The organism is Pseudomonas sp. SID14000, from assembly GCF_002165135.1.
Lineage (GTDB): Bacteria > Pseudomonadota > Gammaproteobacteria > Pseudomonadales > Pseudomonadaceae > Aquipseudomonas.
This window is the reverse complement of sequence record NZ_NFZQ01000001.1, coordinates 403265-428860: the sequence shown is the minus strand read 5'-3', so window position 1 is coordinate 428860 and position 25596 is coordinate 403265. Positions and strand designations below refer to the sequence as shown.

Annotated in this window: 17 protein-coding genes; 14 read left to right on the top strand and 3 right to left on the bottom strand. The window is 62.1% G+C overall.

Features of this window, described 5'->3' with window-relative positions:
• Positions 1 to 65: 65 nt before the first annotated feature.
• Together thiI and typA are read left to right on the top strand one after the other, a co-directional pair.
• Positions 66 to 1520, top strand: a complete 1455-nt coding sequence (gene thiI / locus CAY82_RS01925) for a tRNA uracil 4-sulfurtransferase ThiI (RefSeq protein ID WP_087499706.1) — start codon at positions 66 to 68, stop codon at positions 1518 to 1520.
• 127 nt (positions 1521 to 1647) lie between these two features.
• Entirely contained in the window at positions 1648 to 3468 is a 1821-nt protein-coding gene (gene typA, locus CAY82_RS01920; protein ID WP_087499705.1) for a translational GTPase TypA, read from the top strand.
• A gap of 116 nt (positions 3469 to 3584) precedes the next feature.
• Here typA and CAY82_RS01915 read toward each other — a convergent pair whose 3' ends face one another.
• Positions 3585 to 3989: a YkgJ family cysteine cluster protein gene (locus CAY82_RS01915; protein ID WP_003259873.1), complete on the bottom strand. Its 405-nt coding sequence runs from the start codon at positions 3987 to 3989 to the stop codon at positions 3585 to 3587.
• A 185-nt stretch (positions 3990 to 4174) separates the two neighbouring features.
• Here CAY82_RS01915 and CAY82_RS01910 point away from each other — a divergent pair, with 185 nt between their 5' ends.
• The 5 genes from CAY82_RS01910 to CAY82_RS01890 all read left to right on the top strand — a co-directional run bounded on the left by CAY82_RS01910 (position 4175) and on the right by CAY82_RS01890 (position 9609).
• On the top strand, positions 4175 to 6625 hold the full coding sequence (locus CAY82_RS01910) for a glycogen/starch/alpha-glucan phosphorylase (RefSeq protein ID WP_087499704.1): 2451 nt from the start codon (positions 4175 to 4177) through the stop codon (positions 6623 to 6625).
• 254 nt (positions 6626 to 6879) lie between these two features.
• Positions 6880 to 7890: a class 1 fructose-bisphosphatase gene (locus CAY82_RS01905; RefSeq protein WP_016712457.1), complete on the top strand. Its 1011-nt coding sequence runs from the start codon at positions 6880 to 6882 to the stop codon at positions 7888 to 7890.
• A gap of 3 nt (positions 7891 to 7893) precedes the next feature.
• A complete protein-coding gene (locus tag CAY82_RS01900; RefSeq protein ID WP_063912031.1) occupies positions 7894 to 8490 on the top strand; it encodes a DUF924 family protein in 597 nt (198 codons plus the stop codon).
• 295 nt (positions 8491 to 8785) lie between these two features.
• Complete coding sequence (gene bamE, locus CAY82_RS01895) at positions 8786 to 9040, top strand: outer membrane protein assembly factor BamE (protein WP_087499703.1); 255 nt, start codon at positions 8786 to 8788, stop codon at positions 9038 to 9040.
• Positions 9037 to 9609, top strand: a complete 573-nt coding sequence (locus tag CAY82_RS01890; RefSeq protein WP_087499702.1) for a lipocalin family protein — start codon at positions 9037 to 9039, stop codon at positions 9607 to 9609. The genes bamE and CAY82_RS01890 overlap by 4 nt, the downstream gene beginning before the upstream one ends.
• A 169-nt stretch (positions 9610 to 9778) precedes the next feature.
• Here CAY82_RS01890 and CAY82_RS01885 read toward each other — a convergent pair whose 3' ends face one another.
• Entirely contained in the window at positions 9779 to 11143 is a 1365-nt protein-coding gene (locus CAY82_RS01885) for a formimidoylglutamate deiminase (protein ID WP_087499701.1), read from the bottom strand.
• 145 nt (positions 11144 to 11288) lie between these two features.
• Between CAY82_RS01885 and hutC the strand changes: the two genes are divergently transcribed.
• From hutC to hutG, 7 genes are all read left to right on the top strand, one after another.
• The gene (gene hutC, locus CAY82_RS01880; protein WP_170931012.1) at positions 11289 to 11999 is read left to right on the top strand and encodes a histidine utilization repressor; all 711 of its coding nucleotides are present in this window, start codon (positions 11289 to 11291) and stop codon (positions 11997 to 11999) included.
• Positions 11996 to 12568, top strand: coding sequence for a HutD family protein (locus CAY82_RS01875; RefSeq protein ID WP_087499699.1), 573 nt, complete (start codon positions 11996 to 11998; stop codon positions 12566 to 12568). The genes hutC and CAY82_RS01875 overlap by 4 nt, the downstream gene beginning before the upstream one ends.
• Before the next feature lie 466 nt (positions 12569 to 13034).
• Positions 13035 to 14708, top strand: a complete 1674-nt coding sequence (hutU, locus tag CAY82_RS01870; RefSeq protein WP_087499698.1) for a urocanate hydratase — start codon at positions 13035 to 13037, stop codon at positions 14706 to 14708.
• A 107-nt stretch (positions 14709 to 14815) separates the two neighbouring features.
• Complete coding sequence (hutH, locus tag CAY82_RS01865; protein WP_063912025.1) at positions 14816 to 16348, top strand: histidine ammonia-lyase; 1533 nt, start codon at positions 14816 to 14818, stop codon at positions 16346 to 16348.
• Positions 16349 to 16499: 151 nt separating this feature from the next.
• On the top strand, positions 16500 to 17903 hold the full coding sequence (locus CAY82_RS01860) for an amino acid permease (RefSeq protein ID WP_087499697.1): 1404 nt from the start codon (positions 16500 to 16502) through the stop codon (positions 17901 to 17903).
• A gap of 15 nt (positions 17904 to 17918) precedes the next feature.
• Entirely contained in the window at positions 17919 to 19124 is a 1206-nt protein-coding gene (gene hutI / locus CAY82_RS01855; protein WP_087499696.1) for an imidazolonepropionase, read from the top strand.
• A gap of 10 nt (positions 19125 to 19134) precedes the next feature.
• Positions 19135 to 19968, top strand: a complete 834-nt coding sequence (gene hutG, locus CAY82_RS01850) for an N-formylglutamate deformylase (RefSeq protein WP_087499695.1) — start codon at positions 19135 to 19137, stop codon at positions 19966 to 19968.
• A 67-nt stretch (positions 19969 to 20035) separates the two neighbouring features.
• Here hutG and CAY82_RS01845 read toward each other — a convergent pair whose 3' ends face one another.
• Positions 20036 to 25546, bottom strand: a complete 5511-nt coding sequence (locus CAY82_RS01845) for a DUF6543 domain-containing protein (RefSeq protein WP_087499694.1) — start codon at positions 25544 to 25546, stop codon at positions 20036 to 20038.
• Positions 25547 to 25596 lie beyond the last annotated feature (50 nt).

The following is a 25596-nucleotide window of genomic DNA, read 5'->3' as shown; positions in this document are numbered from 1 at the left end:
CTGAGCAGTTTCCGCTATAATTCGCGCCCCTCATTTTCGGCAGGCCCTGCGCGCGCTGTTAACCAATGAAACTTATCGTCAAAGTCTTCCCAGAAATCACCATCAAGAGCCGGCCGGTGCGCAAGCGCTTCATCCGCCAGCTCGGCAAGAACATCCGCAACGTGCTCAAGGACCTCGACCCTGAGCTCGTGGTCGATGGTGTCTGGGACAATCTCGAAGTGGTCACCCGCGTCGAAGACGAAAAAGTCCAGCGCGAGATGATCGAGCGCCTCACCTGCACCCCGGGTATCACCCACTTCCTGCAGGTAGAGGAATACCCGCTGGGTGACTTCGACGACATCGTTGCCAAGTGCAAGCAGCACTTCGGTCACCTGCTGGCCGGCAAGCACTTCGCCGTGCGCTGCAAGCGCGGCGGCCACCACGACTTCACCTCGATGGACGTCGACCGTTACGTTGGCAGCCAGCTGCGCCAGCAGTGCGGTGCCGCCGGCATCGAGCTGAAGAACCCGGAAGTGCTGGTGCGCATCGAAATCCGTGACCAGCGCCTGTACGTGATCCACAACCAGCACCAGGGCATCGGTGGCTACCCGCTGGGTGCCCTGGAGCAGACCCTGGTGCTGATGTCCGGTGGCTTCGACTCCACCGTGGCGGCCTATCAGATGATGCGCCGCGGCCTGATGACCCACTTCTGCTTCTTCAACCTCGGCGGCCGTGCCCACGAGCTGGGCGTGATGGAAGTGGCCCACTACCTGTGGAAGAAGTTCGGCAGCAGCCAGCGCGTGCTGTTCATCAGCGTGCCGTTCGAAGAAGTGGTTGGCGAGATCCTCAACAAGGTCGACAACAGCTACATGGGCGTGACCCTCAAGCGCATGATGTTGCGTGGCGCCGCGCACATGGCCGACCGCCTGGAGATCGATGCGCTGGTCACCGGCGAGGCGATTTCCCAGGTGTCCAGCCAGACCCTGCCGAACCTGTCGATCATCGACTCGGCCACCGACAAGCTGGTGCTGCGCCCATTGCTGGCCAGCCACAAGCAGGACATCATCGACCAGGCCACCGCAATCGGCACTGCCGATTTTGCCAAGCACATGCCGGAGTACTGCGGCGTGATCTCGGTGAATCCGACTACCCATGCCAAGCGTCACCGCATGGAGCACGAAGAAAAGCAGTTCGACATGGCCGTGCTGGAGCGCGCCCTGGAGCGTGCCAAATTCATCTCCATCGACCATGTGATCGACGAGCTGGGCAAGGACATCGAAGTCGAGGAAGTGGCCGAGGCGCTGCCGGGTCAGATCGTCATCGACATTCGCCACCCCGATGCCCAGGAAGACGAACCTCTGGTGCTGGACGGTATCGAAGTCCAGGCCATGCCGTTCTATGCCATCAATAGCAAGTTCAAGCACCTGGATGCCAACCGCCAGTACTTGCTGTATTGCGACAAAGGTGTGATGAGCCGTCTGCACGCACACCACCTGCTCAGTGAGGGACATGCCAATGTGCGTGTTTATCGTCCGACATAAGACGCCAGGGCTGTATGGCGGCAGCATCCGCCATCGCCCTCCCGACCATCGGGCCCGCTGAGCCTCAAAGCGTACATATTCGCCGCCTACACTGGCGGCAACCGAATCCTCTGATCGAGATACAGTTGTGATCGAAAATCTGCGTAACATCGCCATCATCGCCCACGTTGACCATGGTAAAACCACCCTGGTCGACAAACTCCTGCGCCAGTCCGGCACCCTGGAGCGTAACGAGCTCAACGACGAGCGCGTGATGGACTCCAACGACCAGGAAAAAGAGCGCGGCATTACTATCCTGGCGAAAAACACCGCCATCCGCTGGAACGACTACCGCATCAACATCGTCGACACCCCCGGCCACGCCGACTTCGGTGGCGAAGTTGAACGTGTAATGTCGATGGTCGACTCGGTACTGCTGCTGGTCGACGCCCAGGACGGCCCGATGCCGCAAACCCGCTTCGTGACCAAGAAGGCCTTCGAAGCCGGCCTGAAGCCGATCGTGGTCATCAACAAGGTCGACCGCCCGGGCGCGCGTCCTGACTGGGTTCTGGACCAGATCTTCGACCTGTTCGACAACCTCGGCGCCACCGACGACCAGCTGGACTTCCAGGTCGTCTACGCCTCGGCCCTGAACGGCATCGCCGGCCTGGACCACACCAACATGGCCGAAGACATGACCCCGCTGTACCAGGCCATCGTCGACCACGTACCGGCTCCGACCGTTGACGTCGACGGCCCGTTCCAGATGCAGATCTCGGCACTGGACTACAACAGCTTCCTCGGTGTTATCGGTGTTGGCCGTATCGCTCGTGGCCGCGTCAAGCCGAACACCCCGGTCGTCGCCATCGACACCGAAGGCAAGAAGCGCAACGGCCGTATCCTCAAGCTGATGGGTCACCACGGCCTGCACCGCGTTGACGTCGAAGAAGCCACTGCTGGCGACATCGTCTGCATCAGCGGCTTCGAAGAGCTGTTCATCTCCGACACCCTGTGCGACATGAACCACGTCGAAGCGATGAAGCCGCTGACCGTTGACGAGCCGACCGTTTCGATGACCTTCCAGGTCAACGACTCGCCGTTCTGTGGCAAGGAAGGCAAGTTCGTCACCAGCCGCAACATCAAGGAACGTCTGGACAAAGAGCTGCTGTACAACGTTGCACTGCGCGTTGAAGAAGGCGACTCGGCTGACAAGTTCAAGGTTTCCGGCCGTGGTGAGCTGCACCTGTCGGTACTGATCGAAACCATGCGCCGTGAAGGCTTCGAGATGGCCGTAGGCCGCCCTGAAGTGATCATCCGCGAAGAGAATGGCGTCAAGCAGGAGCCGTTCGAGAACGTCACCATCGACATCCCTGAAGAATCCCAGGGCAAGGTCATGGAAGAAATGGGCCTGCGTAAAGGCGACCTGACCAACATGGCGCCGGATGGCAAGGGCCGTGTACGTCTGGAGTACAACGTACCTGCTCGCGGTCTGATCGGTTTCCGTAACCAGTTCCTGACCCTGACCAACGGTGCCGGCATCCTGACCTCGATCTTCGATCGCTACGACACCATGAAGCCAGGCCAGATGTCCGGCCGCCTGAACGGTGTACTGGTTTCGATCGAGACCGGCAAGGCGCTGACCTACTCGCTGGAAACCCTGCAGGCTCGCGGCAAGCTGTTCATCGAGCACGGCCAGGACATCTACAACGGTCAGATCATCGGCCTTAACAGCCGTGACAACGACCTGGGCGTGAACCCGACCAAAGGCAAGAAGCTCGACAACATGCGTGCTTCGGGCAAAGACGAAGTCATCGCCCTGGTACCGCCGGTTCGCCACACCCTGGAACAGGCCCTGGAATTCATCCAGGACGACGAGCTGTGCGAAGTGACTCCGAAGTCGATCCGCCTGCGCAAGAAGATCCTGGACGAAGGCGAGCGTACCCGCGCTGCCAAGAAAGCCAAGGCTTGATCGTCTAGCTTGAGCTGAAACAAAAACGCCCCCGGTCGAAAGGCCGGGGGCGTTTTTGTTTGCCTGCAGATTTTGGGGCTGCAGGGCAGCCCCAGGATCTCAAATGCAAAGCAGGATCAGCGCCCGACCACCTTGGGCTTGTACGCACAATACCCCGGCCGCGGCCCGACCTTGGGGTGGTTGCGGCAGGTGTCCGGCCGCTTGTCATAAATGGTGCACAGCCGGCTTTTACGATCCAGGTACAGGCAGTCATCATTGCTCATCCGGGTCAGGGTGAAGATCCCCGACTTCTGGTTGAAGCGTTCGATGATGCCGTCCTTCTGCAGACGCTTGGCGATGTTCTTCGGTGGTTCGTCTTTCTCGAACTCGTCCACCACGCCGATGCGGATCAGATCCTTGATCTTCACCTCCACCGGCAGGGTACAGCAGGTCGAATGGCAGCCATGGCACATGTTGCTGGTGTAGCGCTGCCAGGTCTCCAGGCGGTCGACTTCGGCCGCGGCGATCAGGGTCGTTTTCATCGTTATGGGGGTGTATCACGGTCTTGGGGCGCGCGATCATACCGGAATTGTTCAATTTATGAACAACCTTTTGCCGGAATCGCAGAGTGGGCATGAAAACTGCGAACGGTAACTGTCACTCCCTGTCGAAGGGGCTAGGCTCAACAGTCTCCCTCCGTTTTCGTCAACTTGCCAGAGGATGCCGCATGTCCCAGGAACCCAAAGCTCGTGACGCCGAGGTGGCCGAATTCCGCGCCGCTGTACTGGACAAGCTGACCTACGCGGTCGGCAAGGACCCGGAGCATGCCTTCGACCATGACTGGTTCGAAGCCATTGCCCTGGCTGCGCGCGATCACATGGTCGATCACTGGATGGACCACACCCGTCAGGCTTATCGCCGTAGCCAGAAGCGGGTCTATTACCTTTCCCTTGAATTTCTCATCGGGCGCTTGCTGTACGACAGCCTGAGCAACCTGGGCCTGCTGGGTATTGCCCGTGACGCGCTGGAAGGGCTGAACGTGGACCTGGAGCGCATCCGCCTGCTCGAGCCCGATGCCGCGCTGGGCAACGGTGGGCTGGGGCGCCTGGCGGCGTGCTTCATGGAAAGCATGTCGACCTTGGGCATCGCCGCCCACGGCTATGGCATCCGCTATGAGCACGGGCTGTTCCGCCAGGCCATGGTCGATGGCTGGCAGCAGGAGCAGACCGAGAACTGGCTGGACTTCGGCAACCCCTGGGAGTTCGAGCGCGCCGAGGTGATCTACCCGATCAGCTTTGGTGGCAGCGTCGAAACGGTGCACGACACCCACGGCCAGCAGCGCCAGGTGTGGTGGCCGGGCGAGACCGTGCGGGCGGTGGCCTATGACACCCCGGTGGTCGGTTGGCGCGGGGCCAGCGTCAATACCCTGCGTCTATGGCGTGCGCGGGCGCTGGAAGAGCTGCACCTGGAACGCTTCAACGCCGGCGACCACCTGGGCGCAGTGGCCGAGGTGGCACGGGCCGAAAGCATTTCGCGGGTGCTGTACCCGGCCGACAGCACCGAGGCTGGCCAGGAACTGCGCTTGCGTCAGGAATACTTCTTCGTCTCGGCCTCACTGCAGGACCTGCTGCGCCGCCACCTGAACATGCACGACAACCTGCTCAACCTGCCGGACGCGGCAGCCATCCAGCTCAACGACACCCACCCGTCGATCGCCGTGGCCGAGCTGATGCGCCTGCTGGTCGACCAGCATGAAATCCCTTGGGATACCGCCTGGGAGCTGACCGTCGGCACCCTAGCCTACACCAACCATACCTTGTTGCCCGAAGCCCTGGAAACCTGGCCGGTGGCGCTGATGGAACGCATGCTGCCGCGGCACATGCAGATCATCTATCTGATCAACGCTTATCACATCGACGCGCTGCGGGCGAAAGGCCTGCACGACTTCGACGTGCTGCGGGCCGTGTCGCTGATCGAGGAAGACAACGGTCGCCGGGTGCGTATGGGCAACCTGGCGTTCCTCGGCTCGCACAGCGTCAACGGTGTGTCGGCGCTGCACAGCAAACTGATGAAAAGCACGGTGTTCGCCGAACTGCACAAGCTCTACCCGCAACGGATCAACAACAAGACCAACGGCATTACATTCCGCCGCTGGCTGTACCAGTCCAACCCGCAGTTGACCGCGATGCTGGTCGAGGCGCTGGGTCCGGAACTGCTGGACGACCCGGAAGGGCGCCTGGCCGGCCTGGTGCCGTTTGCCGACAAGGGCGGCTTCCGCAAGCAGTTCGCTGCGCAGCGCCTGCACAGCAAGCGTGCCCTGGCCAGCATCATCCAGGACCGCCTGGGCGTCACCGTGAACCCCGAGGCGTTGTTCGATGTGCAGGTCAAGCGCATCCATGAGTACAAGCGCCAGTTGCTCAACCTGCTGCATACCGTGGCGCTGTACCAGGCCATGCGCAACGATCCCGGGACCGACTGGGTGCCGCGAGTGAAGATTTTCGCCGGCAAGGCCGCGGCCAGTTACCACCAGGCCAAGCTGATCATCAAGCTGGCCAACGACATCGCCCGGGTGGTGAACAACGACCCGACCGTGCGCGGCCTGTTGAAGGTGGTGTTCCTGCCCAACTACAACGTCAGCCTGGCCGAAAGCATCATTCCGGCGGCGGACCTTTCCGAGCAGATTTCCACCGCCGGTTACGAAGCCTCCGGTACCAGCAACATGAAGTTCGGCCTGAACGGCGCGCTTACCATCGGCACCCTGGATGGCGCCAACGTGGAGATGAGCGAGCAGGTAGGTGCCGACAACATGTTCATCTTCGGCCTTACCGCGCAGCAGGTGGAAGCCCGGCGGCGTGCCGGGGACTTCGGCGCCAGTGCGGCGATTGCCGCGTCCAGCCGCCTGAACGACGTGCTGCAGGCCATCCGCAGCGGGGTGTTCTCGCCGGATGATCCGTCGCGCTACAGCGCGTTGATCGATGGGTTGGTGGCCCATGACCGCTTTCTGGTATGTGCCGACTTCGATGCCTACTGGGACGCCCAGCGGCGGGTCGAGGAGTTGTGGCACAAGCCGCAGGAGTGGTGGCGCATGGCGGTGCTGAACACTGCGCGGATGGGCTGGTTCTCGTCGGACCGGACCATTCGGGAGTATGCCAGCGAGATCTGGAAGGCTTTGGATTGAGGTAAGCCTGTGCCGGCCTCTTCGCGGGTAAACCCGCTCCCACAGGGACTGCACAGGCCCTGAATTTTGTGAAAGTCCTGTGGGAGCGGGTTCACCCGCGAATGGGCCTCACTCCGACCACCGGCCTGGCGCGCGCTGAACTACCGACCTATTGTGCCGTCTGAGAGCCGTGGCGAGACTCATCACTCGCTAGCCTGCAACTCTCCCTGTAAACTGCGTGGGTTTTTTATCCCCCAATCCTTTCGGAGCCATACATGTCCCGCGTTACCCTGAGTCGCTATCTGATTGAGCAGACCCGCAGCAACAATACCCCTGCCGATCTGCGCTTCCTGATCGAAGTGGTGGCGCGTGCGTGCAAGGAAATCAGCCATCACGTGTCCAAAGGCGCCCTCGGCGGTGTGCTGGGCAGCATGGGCACTGAAAACGTGCAGGGCGAAGTCCAGAAGAAACTGGACGTGATTTCCAACGATATCCTGCTGGAAGCCAACGAATGGGGCGGCCACCTGGCTGGCATGGCCTCCGAAGAAATGGACAACGCCTACCAGATTCCGGGCAAGTACCCGAAAGGCGCCTACCTGCTGGTCTTCGACCCGCTGGACGGCTCGTCCAACATCGACGTCAACGTTTCGGTCGGCACCATCTTCTCGGTACTGCGTTGCCCTAACGAGTACCTGAGCCAAAACGAAACCCTGAACGAAAATGCTTTCCTGCAGCCAGGCACCCAGCAGGTCGCCGCCGGTTACGCCATCTATGGCCCGCAGACCATGCTGATCCTGACCCTGGGCAACGGCGTCAAGGGCTTCACCCTGGACCGCGAACTGGGCAGCTTCGTCCTCACCCACGAAAACATCCGCGTGCCGGAAAGCACCGCCGAGTTCGCCATCAACATGTCCAACCAGCGCCACTGGGAAGCCCCGGTTCAGCGTTACGTGGGCGAGCTGCTGGCAGGCGAGACCGGCCCGCTGAAGAAGAACTACAACATGCGCTGGATCGCCTCGATGGTGGCCGACGTGCACCGCATCCTGACCCGTGGCGGCCTGTTCATGTACCCACGTGACGCCCGCGAGCCGAGCAAGCCGGGCAAGCTGCGCCTGATGTACGAAGCCAACCCGATGTCGTTCATCATCGAACAGGCCGGCGGCGCCTCCACCAACGGTTACGATCGCATCCTCGACATCAAGCCGGAAAGCCTGCACCAGCGTGTGTCGGTAATCCTCGGCTCGAAGGAAGAGGTCGAGCGCGTCACCGCCTACCACAAGGAGTAAGTCATGCTCGCACCTTGGCAGCCGTTGCTGGAGTGGTGGTTCGGTTGGGGCACCAGTCCCCAGGCCGTGGCTGACGAGAAGAGCACGCTGTGGTTCGGCAAGCATCACGATGCCGAGGCCCATGCGCTGTTTGGCGAGCTGGTCGAGCACGCCCTGGCGGGTGGGCTCGACGAGTGGCAGCAAAGCCCGCAGGGCTGGCTGGGCCTGCTGATCCTGCTGGACCAGCTGCCACGCATGATCTACCGCGACACGCCGCGCGCCTTCGAGGGCGACCGGCGTGCCCAGGTGGTGGCGATGCAGGGTTTGCAGAAGAACTGGGATTACCAGTTGCTGCCGATCCAGCGGGTGTTCGTGCTGCTGGTGCTGGAGCATGCCGAAGTGCTTGACTGGCAGAACCTGTGCGTCGAGCGCTACCAGTTGCTGCTGGACGAGCAGCCTGAAGCCAACCGCCGGCTGTTCGAAGGCTTCCTCGACTATGCCGAGCAGCACCAGCGGGTGATTGCGCGGTTCGGGCGCTTCCCGCACCGCAACCTGGTGCTGGAGCGGCCGAGTACCAGCGAAGAGATGGACTTTTTGCTGGAGCCTGGGTCCAGGTTCTGATTCCAGGGCTGGCGGGATCTTTGTAGGAGCAGCCTTGTGCTGCGAAGAGGCCCTTGCTGCCCTTGCATCCCTGCTGGCCTTGCCGGCCCTTTCGCAGCACAAGGCTGCTCCTACAGTGTGTAGGGGCGGCCTTTTTTGTTTGAGCAGGATAATTCTTTGTGATTAGTCGCACAGTAGTGGCCATCCGACCAATGGTGTAGGGGCGAAGGGGGTGGGGCAGGGAACCTGGGAGGTTTTTTTCCGTCGAAGGTCACTGCAGGCCACTCGCCTGTATCCCATCTCAGGAGTGTCCTTCATGTCGTTGCGTTCCCTCGCCCTGTTGTCGCTGTGCGTCGTCCTGACTGCCTGCAGCAAGATCAATCAGGAAAACTATTCCAAGATCAAGGCCGGTATGAACAAGGCCGAGATCGAGCAGTTGCTCGGCACGCCGACCGAGTGTTCTGGCGCGCTGGGCATGAGCAGCTGCACCTGGGGGGACGAGAAGAGCTTCATCAGTGTGCAGTACGCGGCTGACAAGGTACTGATGTATTCAGGGCAGGGTCTCAAATGAGGCGCCTGTACCTGCTGATGGGGGTATGCCTGGCGTTGCTGCTGGGCGGTTGTGCAGGCTCCGTCCACGACCCCCTGGCACCGAAAACCGCCGGCAACATCGACCTCAAGCGATACCAGGGCAAGTGGTACGAGCTGGCGCGCCTGCCGATGCGCTACCAGACTGGCTGCGAACAGTCCGAAGCGCACTACAACCTCAAGGTGGATGGTAGCCTCGGCGTGCTCAATCGCTGCCGCACCATGGGTGACGAATGGCTGCGCGCCGAAGGGCATGCGAACATCCAGGAGCCGGGGCACACCGACAAGTTGTGGGTCGAGTTCGACAATTGGTTCACCAAGCTGGTGCCAGGGGTGGCGAGGGGCGAGTACTGGATTCTGTATGTGGATGAGCGCTACCGCACGGCGGTGGTCGGCAGCCCGGACCGCAAGCACTTGTGGATCCTGTCGCGTACGCCGACGCTACCGGCCTGGGAGCGCGAGAACCTGATGTCCAGGGCCCGGCAGCAGGGGTATGACACCAGTCGGCTGATCTGGCGCGCGTCGGACCAGCAGATCGTCAAGAGGCACTGAGGTTCAGAGTGGTTGTGGGTGTGGGCCTACCCGCAACCGCGATGTATGGCACCGGCTTCGCCGGTGTTCGCGGGTAAACCCGCTCCCACAGGTACTGCACCGCATCTGAGTTCAGCGCCTCACCTGTGGGAGCGGGTTCACCCGCGAATGCGAGAGAACTGCCGGTCGATCAGCCCAAAAGCTGCCGCAGTACCTCGGCAAACGCCAACCGGCTTTGCTCTTCCTGCGCATGACGCCCCTGGCGCACCACCCACTGTCCATTCACCATCACATCCCTTACCTGGCGATCGCCCCCGGCAAACAGCCAGCGGTTGAGAATCGCATCCCCATCGGCCATGGCGATGTAAGGGTCCTGCCCATCGAGCACCAGCCAGTCGGCGCGCTTGCCCACGGCCAGTTCCCCGACCGCCTGCCCCAGCGCCTGCGCGCCGCCCGCCAGCGCAGCGTCATACAGCGTGCGCCCGACCATCGGCTGGTCGCCGCGATACAGGCGGTTACGCCGCTGGTCGCGCAGCCGCTGGCCGTATTCCAGCCAGCGCAGTTCCTCCACCACGCTCAGCGACACATGGCTGTCCGAACCAATGCCCATGCGCCCACCCTGCGCCAGGTAGTCCACTGCCGGGAAAATCCCGTCGCCCAGGTTGGCCTCGGTGGTCAGGCACAGCCCGGCTACCGCGCCGCTGCGAGCCATGGCAGTAACTTCATCCGGCTCGGCATGGGTGGCATGCACCAGGCACCAACGTGGGTCCACGTCCACGTGCTCGTAAAGCCACTGCAGCGGGCGCAGGCCGCTCCAGGCCAGGCAGTCGTCGACTTCCTTCTGCTGCTCGGCGATATGGATATGCACCGGGCATTGCTTGTCGCTGGCTGCCAGCACCTCTGCGATCTGCCCGGGCGTCACCGCCCGCAGCGAATGGAAGCACAATCCCAGTTGCTGTGCGGGTTGTGCGGCCAGCAGTGGGGCCAACTGCGCTTGCAGTTGCAGGTATTGTTCGGTGGAGTTGATAAAGCGTCGTTGCCCGTCATTCGGGGCTTGGCCGCCGAAGCCTGCGTGGCTGTACAGTACCGGCAGCAAGGTCAGGCCAATGCCGCTGTCGGCTGCAGCCGCGCTGATGCGGCGGGACAGCTCGGCCGGGTCGGCGTAGGCCTTGCCGGCCTGATCATGGTGCACGTAGTGGAATTCGGCGACCGAGGTGTAGCCGGCCTTGAGCATCTCTATATACAGCTGGCGAGCGATGACCTGCAGCTGCTCCGGGCTGATCTGGCCGACCAGGCGGTACATCAGGTCGCGCCAGGTCCAGAAACTGTCGTTGGGGTTGCCGGCGACTTCCGCCAGCCCTGCCATGGCGCGCTGGAAGGCATGCGAGTGCAGGTTGGGCATGCCGGGCAGCAGCGGGCCGGCCAGCCGCTCGGCGCCCTCGGCCGAGGCGCCCGGCTCGATGCGGGCCACGTGGCCATCGCGGGTGACCTCGATACGGACATGGCTGGCCCAGCCCGTGGGCAGCAGGGCGCGTTCGGCGAAGTAGGCGGACATCGGTGAAAATCCTGTTATTGTTAACTTGTATATACATATACAGGCGTTTGCCTGCCGGGTAAACTGCGGCAAGCTACCGCTCATTCCATTTGCACAAGGATCCAACGCCGTGCCGACACCTCCTGTCTCCGCGCTGGTTGCCCAGATGGGCGAGGGCCCGGCGCCGCTGTACGCCCGGGTCAAACAGATGATCATCCAGCAGATCGACAACGGCAGCTGGCCACCGCATCACCGGGTACCCTCGGAGAGCGAATTGGTCAGCCAGCTGGGCTTCAGCCGCATGACCATCAACCGCGCCTTGCGCGAACTTACCGCCGAAGGCCTGCTGGTTCGCATGCAAGGGGTCGGTACCTTCGTGGCCGAGCCCAAGGGGCGTTCGGCTCTGTTCGAGGTCAACAACATCGCCGACGAAATTGCCGCGCGTGGCCACCAGCATAGCTGCCAGGTGATCACCCTCACCGAGGAAGCGGCCGGTTCCGAGCGGGCCCTGGCCCTGGACATGCGCGAAGGCCAGCGGGTGTTCCACTCGCTGATCGTGCATTTCGAGAACGGTGTGCCAGTGCAGATCGAGGACCGCTACGTCAATGCGGCGATCGCCCCCGAGTACCTCAAGCAGGACTTCACCAGGCAGACGCCTTACGCCTACCTGTCGCAGGTGGCGCCGCTGACCGAGGGTGAACACGTGGTCGAGGCGATCCTGGCCGAGCCGGAGGAATGCCGCCTGTTACAGATCGAGCGGGGCGAGCCCTGCCTGCTGATCCGCCGTCGCACCTGGTCTGGCCGCCAGCCGGTGACCGCCGCGCGGCTGATCCACCCCGGTTCCCGTCATCGCCTGGAAGGACGTTTCAGTAAATGAGCCAGTTGCAGTTGTTGCGTGCGCAGGATTACCCGCGCATGCCGTGGAAGAACGGTGGCGGTTTCACCGAAGAAATTGCCCGCGACAGTGGCGAAGGCCTGGACAGCTTTGGCTGGCGCCTGTCGATTGCCGACATTGAGGAGTCCGGCGGTTTTTCCACCTTCGCCGGCTACCAGCGGGTCATCACCGTGCTGCAGGGCGACGGTATGCGCCTGCTGGTCGACGGCCAGGCCAGCCGGCCGTTGTTGCCGTTCGATGCCTTTGCCTTCGGCGGCGAGAGCCAGGTCAGCTGCAAGCTGCTGGGCGGGGCGATCCGCGATTTCAACCTGATCTATGCACCGCAGCGCTACCGGGCGCGGTTGCAGTGGTTCGATGGCACCAGCCGCTTGTACAGTTCGGCGTCGACGGTGTTGCTGTTCGCTGCCAGCAGCCAGGTCGAGGTTGGCATTGCCGGGCGCGAGACACAGCGGTTGGGGTTGTATGACTGCTTGCGGCTGGAGGGCAATGACCAGTTGCTGGGGCTCGAGGTTCAAGGGCGGTTCTGCCTGATCGAGTTGGTGGGGCGCTGAGGGGTTCGCCTGTAGGTTTTTGTCTCCTGTAAGTTCGCCTGTAGTTTTTTGTCGCCTGTAAGATCGAGCGCCGCCCGCGCGGCGCTTCGCGGGGCAAGCCCGCTCCCACATTTGTTGCAGCGTGGCCATGTCTGTCAGGCCATGGTTGTCAGCCTTGTTGGTCTGACTCAATTTCTCGGCTGGCGCTGCGGCCGCCTCACCAGTCTCAAGACATGCACCAAGGCAGGCAACCATGGCCTGACAGGTTCGGCACGTTGCAACAAATGTGGGAGCGGGCTTGTCCCGCGAAGCGCCGCGCGGGCGGCGCTCGATCTCACTGGCGCAGAAAGAATCAACGCATGCACCAAACCATTCAGCGGAAAGGTCCAATTATTTTGGTTGTCCATGCTTGTACATACAAGTAAAGGTGTGTTTGTATATCTACCACGACATACCCGCCCGCGGACGACCGCAGAGGACCTTTCCCGTGACCGACAACAACAAATACCGTGACGTTGAAATCCGTGCCCCACGTGGCAACAAGCTGACTGCCAAAAGCTGGCTGACCGAAGCGCCGCTGCGCATGCTGATGAACAACCTCGATCCACAGGTCGCGGAAAACCCGAAAGAACTGGTGGTGTACGGCGGTATCGGCCGCGCTGCCCGTAACTGGGCCTGCTACGACAAGATCGTCGAGACCCTGACCCGCCTGGAAGACGACGAAACCCTGCTGGTGCAGTCGGGCAAGCCGGTCGGCGTGTTCAAGACCCACAGCAACGCCCCGCGCGTGCTGATCGCCAACTCCAACCTGGTGCCGCACTGGGCCAACTGGGAACACTTCAACGAACTGGATGCCAAGGGCCTGGCCATGTACGGCCAGATGACCGCCGGCAGCTGGATCTATATCGGCAGCCAGGGCATCGTCCAGGGCACCTACGAAACCTTCGTCGAAGCCGGTCGCCAGCATTACGGCGGCAGCCTGAAAGGCAAGTGGGTACTGACCGCCGGCCTGGGCGGCATGGGCGGTGCCCAGCCACTGGCCGCCACCCTGGCCGGTGCCTGCTCGCTGAACATCGAATGCCAGCAGAGCCGCATCGACTTCCGCCTGGAAACCCGCTACGTCGACGAGCAGGCCACTGACCTCGACGATGCCCTGGCACGCATCGCCAAGTACACTTCCGAAGGCAAGGCCATCTCCATCGCCCTGCACGGCAACGCTGCCGAAATCCTGCCAGAGCTGGTCAAGCGTGGCGTGCGCCCGGACATGGTCACCGACCAGACCAGCGCCCACGACCCGTTGAACGGCTACCTGCCGGCCGGTTGGACCTGGGAACAGTACCGCGACCGCGCGCAGACCGAGCCGGCCGCAGTGGTCAAGGCCGCCAAGCAGTCGATGGCCGTACACGTGAAAGCCATGCTCGACTTCCAGAAGCAGGGCATCCCGACCTTCGACTATGGCAACAACATCCGCCAGATGGCCAAGGAAGAGGGCGTGGCCAACGCCTTCGACTTCCCGGGCTTTGTGCCAGCCTACATCCGCCCGCTGTTCTGCCGTGGTGTCGGCCCGTTCCGCTGGGCGGCGCTGTCCGGCAATGCCGAGGACATCTACAAGACCGACGCCAAGGTCAAGGAACTGATCCCGGACGACGCCCACCTGCACCGCTGGCTGGACATGGCCCGCGAGCGCATCAGCTTCCAGGGCCTGCCGGCACGTATCTGCTGGGTTGGCCTGGGCCTGCGCGCCAAGCTGGGCCTGGCGTTCAACGAAATGGTACGCAGCGGCGAGTTGTCGGCCCCGATCGTGATCGGCCGCGACCACCTGGACTCCGGTTCGGTGTCCAGCCCCAACCGTGAAACCGAAGCCATGCGTGACGGCTCGGACGCTGTTTCCGACTGGCCGCTGCTCAACGCACTGCTGAACACCGCCAGCGGCGCCACCTGGGTATCGTTGCACCACGGCGGTGGCGTGGGCATGGGCTTCTCCCAGCACTCGGGCATGGTCATCGTCTGCGATGGTACCGATGAAGCCGCCGAGCGTATCGCCCGCGTGCTGACCAACGACCCAGGGACCGGTGTAATGCGTCATGCCGATGCCGGTTACGACATCGCCATCGACTGCGCCAAGGAGCAGGGCCTGGACCTGCCGATGATCACTGGCTGATCGCCACGCTTTGGATCGCACCCCACAAGGGGTGATACTGAACAACAAGAAGGAGCACGCAGGCACTCACGAACGGGCCTGCGGCTCCACGCGATTGGAGTAGTGAAGTGACCGAATTGACCCTCAAGCCCGGCACCCTGACCTTGGCCCAGCTGCGCGCCATTCATGCCGCGCCCGTGCGTCTGCAACTGGACGCCAGCGCCGCGCCGGCCATCGACGCCAGCGTTGCCTGCGTCGAGCAGATCATTGCCGAAGACCGTACTGCCTACGGCATCAACACCGGTTTCGGCCTGCTGGCCTCGACCCGCATCGCCAGCCACGATCTGGAAAACCTGCAGCGCTCGCTGGTGCTGTCCCACGCCGCCGGTGTCGGCGCGCCGCTGGATGACGACCTGGTGCGGCTGATCATGGTGCTGAAGATCAACAGCCTCAGCCGTGGCTTCTCCGGTATCCGACGCAAAGTCATCGACGCGCTGATTGCCCTGGTCAACGCCGAAGTCTACCCGCACATTCCACTCAAGGGCTCGGTGGGCGCTTCCGGTGACCTCGCCCCGCTGGCGCACATGTCGCTGGTGCTGCTGGGTGAAGGCAAGGCCCGCTACAAGGGCCAGTGGCTGCCGGCCACCGAAGCCCTGGCTGTAGCCGGCCTCGAGCCGCTGACCCTGGCCGCCAAGGAGGGCCTGGCCCTGCTCAACGGCACCCAGGCGTCCACCGCCTATGCCTTGCGTGGCCTGTTCCAGGGCGAAGACTTGTACGCCGCCGCCATTGCCTGTGGCGGCCTGAGCGTCGAAGCCGCACTGGGCTCGCGCTCGCCGTTCGATGCGCGCATCCACGAAGTGCGTGGCCAGCGCGGCCAGATCGACACTGCTGCCTGCTTCCGTGACCTGCTGGGCGACTCCAGCGAAGTGTCGCTGTCGCACAAGAACTGCGACAAGGTCCAGGACCCGTACTCGCTGCGCTGCCAGCCTCAGGTCATGGGCGCCTGCCTGACCCAGCTGCGCCAGGCCGCCGAGGTGTTGGGCATCGAAGCCAACGCCGTGTCGGACAACCCGCTGGTGTTCGCTGCCGAAGGTGACGTGATTTCCGGCGGCAACTTCCACGCCGAGCCGGTGGCCATGGCCGCCGACAACATCGCCCTGGCCATTGCCGAAATCGGTTCACTCAGCGAGCGCCGTATCTCGCTGATGATGGACAAGCACATGTCCCAACTGCCGCCGTTCCTGGTGGAAAACGGCGGGGTCAACTCCGGCTTCATGATCGCCCAGGTCACTGCTGCTGCCCTGGCCAGCGAGAACAAGGCCCTGTCGCACCCGCACAGCGTCGACAGCCTGCCTACCTCGGCCAACCAGGAAGACCACGTGTCGATGGCCCCGGCTGCCGGCAAGCGCCTGTGGGAAATGGCCGAAAACACCCGTGGCGTTCTGGCCATCGAATGGCTGGGCGCCTGCCAGGGCCTGGACCTGCGCAAGGGCCTCAAGACTTCGGCCAAGCTGGAGCAGGCGCGCCAGGCGCTGCGCAGCGAAGTGCCGCACTACGACCGTGACCGTTTCTTCGCGCCTGACATCGAAAAGGCCGTGGAACTGTTGGCCAAAGGTAGCCTGACCGGTCTGCTGCCGGCCGGTGTGCTGCCAAGCCTGTAATGCCCTCGGGGCCGCTGTGCGGCCCATTCGCAGCACAAGGCTGCTTCTGCAAAGGCGACGCGCTCCCTTGCAGGAGCAGCCTTGTGCTGCGAAAGGGCTGCAAGGCAGCCCCCTCGATCTCACGACCACAAAAACAATTTAAGGACGTGACATGCAACAAGCTCAAGGTCTCAAGCGCGGCCTATCCGCCCGCCACATCCGTTTCATGGCCCTCGGTTCCGCCATCGGCACCGGCCTGTTCTACGGTTCCGCCTCGGCTATCCAGATGGCCGGCCCGGCCGTGCTGCTGGCCTACCTGATCGGCGGCGCCGCCGTGTTCATGGTCATGCGCGCGCTCGGCGAAATGGCCGTGCATAACCCGGTTGCGGGCTCTTTCGGGCACTACGCCAGCACCTATCTTGGCCCCATGGCCGGCTTCATCCTCGGTTGGACCTACGCCTTCGAGATGGTCATTGTCGCCATCGCCGACGTCACCGCCTTCGGTATCTACATGGGCTTCTGGTTCCCGGAAGTGGCCCGTTGGGTCTGGGTGCTGGGCATCGTCTTCCTGATCGGCGGCCTCAACCTGTGCAACGTCAAGGTCTTTGGCGAAATGGAATTCTGGCTATCACTGCTCAAGGTCGGCGCCATCGTGGCGATGATCCTGGCCGGCCTGGGCATCATGGCCTTCGGCTTCAGCCAGGTAGGTACCGGGCATGCCGTGGGTGTCAGCAACCTGTTCGACCACGGCGGCTTCATGCCCAATGGCGTGGGTGGCCTGATCGCCTCCTTTGCCGTGGTGATGTTCGCCTTCGGCGGCATCGAGATCATTGGCGTCACCGCCGGTGAGGCCAAGGACCCGCAGCGGGTTATCCCCAAGGCGATCAACGCCGTGCCGCTGCGCATCCTGCTGTTCTACGTGCTCACCCTGTTCGTGCTGATGTGCCTGTACCCATGGCCGCAAATCGGTAGCCAGGGCAGCCCCTTCGTGCAGATCTTCAGCAACCTGGGCATCGGTTCCGCCGCCGCTGTGCTGAACATCGTGGTGATTTCCGCCGCGATCTCGGCCATCAACAGCGACATCTTCGGCGCCGGCCGCATGATGTACGGCCTCGCTCAGCAGGGCCACGCTCCACGCGGCTTCAGCAAGCTGTCGAAGCACGGCGTGCCTTGGATGACCGTGGTGGTGATGGGGGCTGCGCTGCTGATCGGCGTACTGCTCAACTACCTGATCCCGGAGAACGTGTTCCTGCTGATCGCCTCGATCGCCACCTTCGCCACTGTGTGGGTGTGGCTGATGATCCTGCTCACCCAGGTGGCCATGCGCCGCAGCATGAGCCGTGAGCAGGTGGCCCAGCTGCAGTTCCCGGTACCGTTCTGGCCATACGGCCCAGCCATGGCCATTGCGTTCATGGTGTTCATCTTTGGCGTGCTCGGTTACTTCCCGGATACCCAGGCGGCATTGCTCGTCGGCGTGGTCTGGGTGGTGTTCCTGGTGGCGTCCTACCTGCTGTGGTGCAAACCGCGCGCAGGGCAGGGCAATCCGGCAGCGGAACCGGCCGAGCTGCACCGCTAGTACAGGAGTTAATGTATGAGAACCGTCTGGCAGCACTGCCATGTGGCAACCATGGCCGAGGGCCGTTACTCGGCCATCGAGGACGCGGCCATCATCACCAACGCCGGGCTGATCGAGTGGATCGGCCCACGCGCCGAGCTGGCGTCGGTCGAGGCCGAGCGTACGGTGGACCTGGGCGGCGCCTGGGTCACCCCGGGGTTGATCGACTGTCACACCCACGCGGTGTTCGGTGGCAACCGCAGCGGTGAGTTCGAGCAGCGCCTGCAGGGCGTGAGCTATGCCGAAATCGCCGCACAGGGCGGTGGCATCGCCAGCACCGTGCGGGCCACCCGTGCGGCCAGCGAGGACGAGCTGTTCGCCAGTGCTCGCCAGCGGGTCCAGGCGCTGATGCGCGACGGCGTGACCACCATCGAGATCAAGTCCGGCTACGGCCTGGACCTGGCCAACGAGCGCAAGATGCTGCGCGTGGCCCGGCGCCTGGCCGACGAGTTGCCGCTGGCGGTGCGCGCCACCTGCCTTGCCGCCCACGCCTTGCCGCCGGAGTACGCCGGCCGGGCTGACGACTACATCGCGCACATCTGCGACGAAATGCTGCCGGCCCTTGCCGCCGAAGGCCTGGTGGACGCAGTGGATGCCTTCTGCGAACACCTGGCGTTCTCCCCGGCCCAGGTCGAGCGGCTGTTCATCAAGGCACGCGAGCTGGGCCTGCCGGTCAAGCTGCACGCCGAACAGTTGTCGTCGCTGCACGGTTCCAGCCTGGCGGCGCGCTACCAGGCGCTGTCGGCCGACCACCTGGAGTTCATGACCGAGGACGACGCCATTGCCATGGCGAAAGCCGGCACGGTCGCCGTGCTGCTGCCGGGTGCGTTCTATTTCCTGCGTGAAACCCAACTGCCGCCGATGGACGCGTTGCGCCGCCACGGCGTGAAGATTGCTCTGGCCAGCGACCTCAACCCTGGCACCTCGCCAGGGCTGTCGCTGCGGCTGATGCTGAACATGGGCTGCACCTGCTTCCGCATGACCCCGGAAGAAGCCTTGGCCGGTGTCACCGTGCATGCCGCGACGGCGCTGGGCCTGGGCGACAGCCACGGCTCGCTGGAAGTGGGCAAGGTGGCCGACTTCGTTGCCTGGCAAATCGAACGCCCCGCCGACCTGGCCTACTGGCTGGGCGGCGACCTGCCCAAGCGTGTGGTGCGCAAGGGCCACGAGATTTCCAACTGAGTGAGGCACGATGGACAAGGTACTGAGTTTTCACCAGGGCCGCCTGCCGCTACTGATCAGCATGCCCCATGCTGGCCTGAAATTGTCGCCGGCTGTACAAGATGGTCTGGTCGACCAGGCGCGCAGTCTGCCGGACACCGACTGGCATATTCCACGGCTGTATGACTTTGCCCGTGAGATGGGCGCCAGTGTGGTGGCAGCGGAGTATTCGCGTTTCGTCATCGACCTGAACCGCCCGGATGACGACAAGCCGCTGTACGCCGGTGCCACCACTGGCCTGTACCCGGCCACGCTGTTCGATGGCGAGCCATTGTTCAAGGACGGGCTGGCGCCGACAGGCGAGGAGCGCAAGCAGTATCTGGAGCAGATCTGGCGCCCCTACCACGACACGATTCGTCGCGAGTTGGTGCGGCTGCGCGAGCAGTTCGGCTACGCCCTGCTGTGGGATGCTCATTCGATTCGTTCGCTGATCCCGCACCTGTTCGACGGCAAGCTGCCGGACTTCAACCTGGGCACCTTCAATGGTGCCAGTTGCGACCCGGCACTGGCCGAGCGCTTGCAAGGCGTCTGCGCCCAAGCCCAGGGCTACAGCCATGTGCTCAACGGTCGTTTCAAAGGCGGGCATATCACCCGGCATTATGGCGATCCGGCCAACCATATCCATGCGGTGCAGCTTGAGCTGGCGCAAAGCACCTACATGGAAGAAGCCGAGCCGTTCGCCTACCGCGAAGACCTGGCGCAGCCGACGCAACAGGTGCTGCAGCGCTTGTTGCAGGCGTGCCTGGAGTGGGCGGAAGAACGCTATGCCGATAGCTCGGACAAGACGGAAACAGCTGACAAGTAGTCATGTCCAGAAGGTGAGCCGTAGCCAAGGCCCGACAGCGTTTAACGGCTGCCGGGCTTTGCGTCTATCAGTCGTGCAAGTACTCGCGTCCCTTTTGAATGGTCAGCTGATAAATGCGGCTGAGCACCAGAGAGTCGTAGTCGAGCCTGAGTTGATCGTACATGGGCTGTAGTGCTTCTATGGTCATGCCTGGGTATCTGTCAGGCAGGTTGAGCACGCTGAGCTCATAGGCCTCTTTCTGTTGGCTGAAATACGCTTCATCAGTACTTTTCAGGTATTCGACCCAGCGGTCTTGCGCGGCGGCGTAATTGAGCCAGCCGTCACCGTCTTCAAGTTGGCGTACATACTCGACAACGGCTTCCCGCTCGCGCTGACCCACGTGCGCCGATGCTTCATAGAGCATGCCTTGTGGCGGCAGCGGCAGGTCAAGCTCGGTACTCAGGCGCAAGCGGTACGCCAGCCGTACCTCTGCTTCGTCCCGCCCGGCCAGGTGAGCGCCGGCGTATTCGTCAAGCGCCTGCAGGCGATACTGGCTGCGCATCCACCGGAACAGGTTTTCGCCATAGTGCTCACGCGGTCCGCCAAGGATGCTTTCCAGGAGTATCTGCTGTTCAATCTGGCCGAACACCAGCAGCGCGCCGTCTGCACAAGTCTGGTTGCCGTCAGCTTGGGGTAACGCCTCTTGTGCTATCCCGTTGAACAAGGCGCGCAGGCCATCATCACGGTCCGCAGCCTCTATCACCGCCCACACGCGCTGAACCAGCTCGGGACGCAGGGCAGTGTTGCGATAAGGTGCAGTGTGTGTCAGGCGCTGTACCAGGCGCAGCAGGTTGTTATTGGCGTCGTGCTGCTCCAGTCTGGCCCAGACGGTTCTGCGTGTGCTCGCTTGTCCATCCTGTGTCGATAGCCAGTGATCAACGGTAGGTACCTCTTGCTCCAAGGGTGCCGGTGAGTGCACATGCCCACTGGATGCCAGGGAGCTGCTATCGGAGTCGGAGTGGAAGATGGGGGACATCGCCTCGATATCAGGCGGCAAGTCGATATTGAAAGAATAGCGTCGGTGATACCCCTCGGAGGTATGTGCACTTATCATGGTTTCCCGGCTCAACGGGTTGCCCATCAGTGAAATTTCTGTATGAAGGCCGTCGTTGCGCGGATTTTCGAGAATATGCGCAGGCAACGTGCTGATCTGGTTGTGGTCCAGGTCCAGAACGCTGAGTGGCAGCATAGGTTCGACCCATTCGGGCCAGGCGACCAAACCTGTGTTATCCAGGTGCAGCAGGCTCAAGCGCCGCGGCAAAGTTGAATGGTCAGTGATCTGGCCGATGGTGTTGCCGCTAAGTTCAAGTGTGTCCAGTTGGCGGATTTGGCCAAGTAGCGTCATGGCCTGCTGATCCACCAGCAGGCCTTGGTCTACCAGTACCACTGTTCGAAGCTGGTCCAACCGCAGCAAGGCATTCGGGACTGACTGTAGCGGGTAGACATGACCATGCATTCTCAGCGCCTCCAGGTTAGGAAAGCGCATCAGGAAATTGTCCAGCTGGGGCTGCCAGAAAGTTATCCGGTCAAGCTGCAGGCTGCGCAGGCGATTGCAGAAAAATGCTGGCAATCGTTCAGGAAAATGTTCGAGGCTGACATTTCTGAGCTCCAGTGCTGAAAAGTTGTCCCCTTCGGCGTGGCGACGCCAGGCATTCAGGATGCATTCGCCTATATGTTGCCGGTCCGCTGCTTGGGTGGACGACGAAGCCTGATCGTTAGTCCATTGCTCGATGGCAGCATTCAGTTCGGAGCGTTCGGTTTGCAGATGCTCTATTCGAGTTTGCAGCCATTGCGGCACATCCAATTCAAACCGCAAAGGGTATTCCGGGCGGTTCCAGTCAAGCAGGATCCTGCGAATGGTTCGATCCGTCAGAACATTGCCATGCAGGTTGATCCGCGTCGGCGCAGTATGGGAACTGGGCTGGTTGAAAAGGTCATCCGGGATACTGGTGATGGTGTTTTCTCTCAATGAGAGTATCCCCACGCCTTCCAGGTTGGCAGGCGCGATCCAGGTGGGCCATTGACGTAGCGCTATGCGATCAAGGCCGAGGTAGCGCAGACGCATTTGCAGTAAATGCGCAAGGTTGGCGGGATCTGGTACAAGGTTGCCGGACAGGTCCAGGACTTCAAGGTGTGGCATAGCCCGTAGTCCTTGTATTTCCCATGTACCGATCACCAGGCTCTGGTTGATCAGACGCAACTCCTGCAGGTTGGGGAAACGGCTGAAAAGTGTAGGCAGCAGGGGCAGGCTCACATTACTGGGGTTGTAGATCGCGGTGGTCAGCTCCAGCGATCTCAGGTCGCTGAATTGCTCGAGGAAAGCGACGATCGTTTCATGAGCGCGGACGAAGTCATGGGCCGTCGGGGTCGTTGTCTGGATGCGAAGTTGCCTGATCCGGTGCGTGAGGAAAGCAGGCAAGCGGGTAGGTAGCAGTGTCGGCGATATCTCTTGCAGCCACAGTGTGGTCGGGGTCTCCATTACATCGGCCAAGGCTGTATCGAACCATGCTTGCCAGATTGCTTCTACCAACCTCGCCCGACCTGGTGCTTCGGCTTGCGGGTCCAATGAATGGGCCGAGCCTGCCCCCCATGTATCCAAGGCTTGTGCAAGCTGGCTGCGCTCGTCCAGAAGCTGCCGCAGCCTGTCCAGAATGCTCTGGCGGTCGTAGTTTGCCTCCAGTGCCCTGAGTATGTTCTCCGGCTCCAGGTCCAGGCTTGAACCTAGTTGCAAAGTCAGTATCAAGTCGAGCAGGGTGTCCCTTGCAATGAAATTGCCTAGCGCCCCCCTGCCGCTCAAGGCGTAACCGATACGGCCCCCTGCCAGGCGCATGGGCGGTACGCTGGCGGGATAGGAGGGTTGCATTCCCAGTACCTTGCGCAAGGCATGGCGTGACAGTGGGTTATGCTGTACGGCCGCTTGCAGGTCCTGGCTTTGCCATGTGCCGGGTAAGCCCAACGCCGTACGCATATCGTCAGGCAATGCGTGCAGCACCGATGCGTAGAGATTGTCAGCGCCATTCAAGTGAAGGCCTTGATGATCTTGGGCCTGGTACAGTGTGCCATCACGCAGAAGGATCCTGCGGGTTGGTGCGTCGGGTTCCCCGATGCTGTCGATCAACGCGCCGCCGTGCCAGTGATCGCGTATTTCCAGGCGCAGCTGATCTGACCATCCGCCAATCCGATCGAGGCTGTGGAAGATCAGTCGGTCTGTGTCTGGATTATAGGTCGGTGCCTGCAGATATAGCCCTTCGTAGGCGCGAGCCAGGCGCACTTCCTGCTGATAAACCCTGATTTCCTGGGCGAGACGAAGAGGTACCCGGCCCTGCGATAGCTGGCTCAGCTCCTCGGCAGTAGCGTGGAATCCAAGCTCCTCGGCGATGGCCAATGGTAGTTGTGGATAGTGCTGCTGTATGGCCAGTGCCGCTGGGTCGTCAGTTCTGGACAGCGTCAGGTAGAAGTTGTCGAACGCCTCGGCCCTGGCAGTCGCTTCGCGTGCTGAATAGGCGTACCGGGCTTGCTCGTCCGCTGCGAAGCGTCGCCTTGTGTCTTCCAGTAGTGCCGGAGGCCTGTCGTTTTCGCTCAAGGCGCGGCGTAGTACGGCTTCGTGGGTGCCACTGACGCGCAGGATTCGCTGTGCTGTCTGGTGATCCAGCCGCCAGAATTCAGCGCCCAGGCGTCGTACCAGTTTGGGGCCTTGCCATTGCAGCGGGCGGTCCAGTTCATGTTGCCATGTGCCAACCCCGTTATGGCGGAGCTTTGGCTCATAGGTCCCGGGTAGCGTGGCGTGCCGGGCGCGGTAGTCGGCTTCTTTCAGGTTGCGGGTAACCGCAAAGAACTTGTCCTCGATGGCGACCCAGGCCTTGTCCTGATAGTGGTATATGCCGTATTGGTCTGGTTGTAGGCCGGGAGGGAGAATGATGTCGTGGGCATACGGCGTCATGTCTGGTTTCCATAAACGCTCTTGCCCATCGGGCATTGTCACCGGCTCCAGTTCGGTGATGAAGGAAGGGGTTTCCACAGGGATGATTTCCCTGGCTGGTACGCTACTTTGGCCTGCCGCACCCAGTGCGCCGATCAATGCCAGGTTTTCGATCACATCTGTCAGGTAGCCCCAGGCCTGCTCCTGTTCGCCGCGCGACCAAGCCTGGATGCCATCGAAGGTTTCGGCTGCCAGCTGCATGACGTTGATCACAGCCATCGCCTGGCCAAGGACGGGCACGATGAACGCCGCTGCATTGAGGGCGCCGAGGCCCAATGCCAGGTAGTGGTGAATGCGCTCATCAAATGCTTGTTGGTCCTTCAGGTGAGTGGGTACGGCATGGAACAGCGCATCGTTTTTTACCGAGGCCACTTTCCTTTTCAACATCTCGTCCAGTGGTGGCCCGGCGAGCTTGCCAGCGCGTAAATGCAACGAGGGATTGGCGCTGCGTTGACGTATCGAAAGATTGGCCTCCGGGCTCCAGGTATAGGGGTAGATGCAGTCGACGACCTTTTTCCGCAACTCGGCCCGGTGCCGTGCAGGGAAGAAGCGCTGGAAGAAATCGAGGTAATTCATCTGCTCTAGCCGTTTAACCAGCGCCTGGGCAAAGGCGCTTGATGACGGATACTCTTTCAGCGGCGCCACGGGGTCGCCAGGGATATGTACGACCACGGGCAGGGCGCGCGCGGAGGTGTTCAGATCGTCGCTGAAAGCCAGCACGGAGGTAAGCGGCGTATCCCAAAGCCGAAGCTCGTAAGCGATCAGGTCTGCAGAGCCGTCAACAGGAGACTGTCCGGCAGCTGCCGCTTTTATCCGCTTGTACAGTGCCTCGCCTATATCACCTTTCAGGTAGGCCATATGAGCGTCGACCAGCAGCGCAGAGCTCTCGGCCATCCGCTGTTCCGTCGTGGCCGTCAGCGTCGAGTCTATGAGTGTTTGATAGCCTTGCCCCAAATCGAGGTCGCGGCAAAGCGCAGCAAAATGTGCAGGCTCTATGTCGTAAAGCGTGCCTTTATCCAGCGACGGGCCAGTTGCGATCTTCGCGCGGATGCGTTGATCGAAATCCAGCGCACCCAAGGCGGTTTCGGAAGGGCTGAAATTTTGCAGCGCTGCGGTCAACAGTGTCCTGTAGTCGGTACGTAGCACTGGCTTTCGAATATCGTTCGGATAGCTCGCAACTTCGGTATGGCTTGCATGCGAGAACCACTGGCGGGCGTCATTCAGGTAGGTTGTACGAACATCGAGATCGATACGGAACCGGGCCTTGATGGCAGCGGCCAGCAGCGGTGCCGCATACTCTTCAACGGTTGGAAGGGTACCGACGGTGAGTGCCAGCTGGCCGGTGCTTTTGCGATAACTAGCGTAATCGTGCAGCAAGTCCTTAACGATGTGTGGATGAGAGCGGTTGGCTTGGTCGAACCTGTCCCACAAAGAAGGGCTGAATGTTTGCAGAGTGCTGATCTCATCCGCAGTGAGGTCGCGCAGCCATTCTGGAAACCTGGCCTGAATGATCTCGGCGTGGCGAGCGGATACCGTTGGCGAGCGGGAAAGCTTTTGCATCAGAATCTCCGAATACCTGTCGATCGAGGACGCCAGAGGCTTGATTCAAG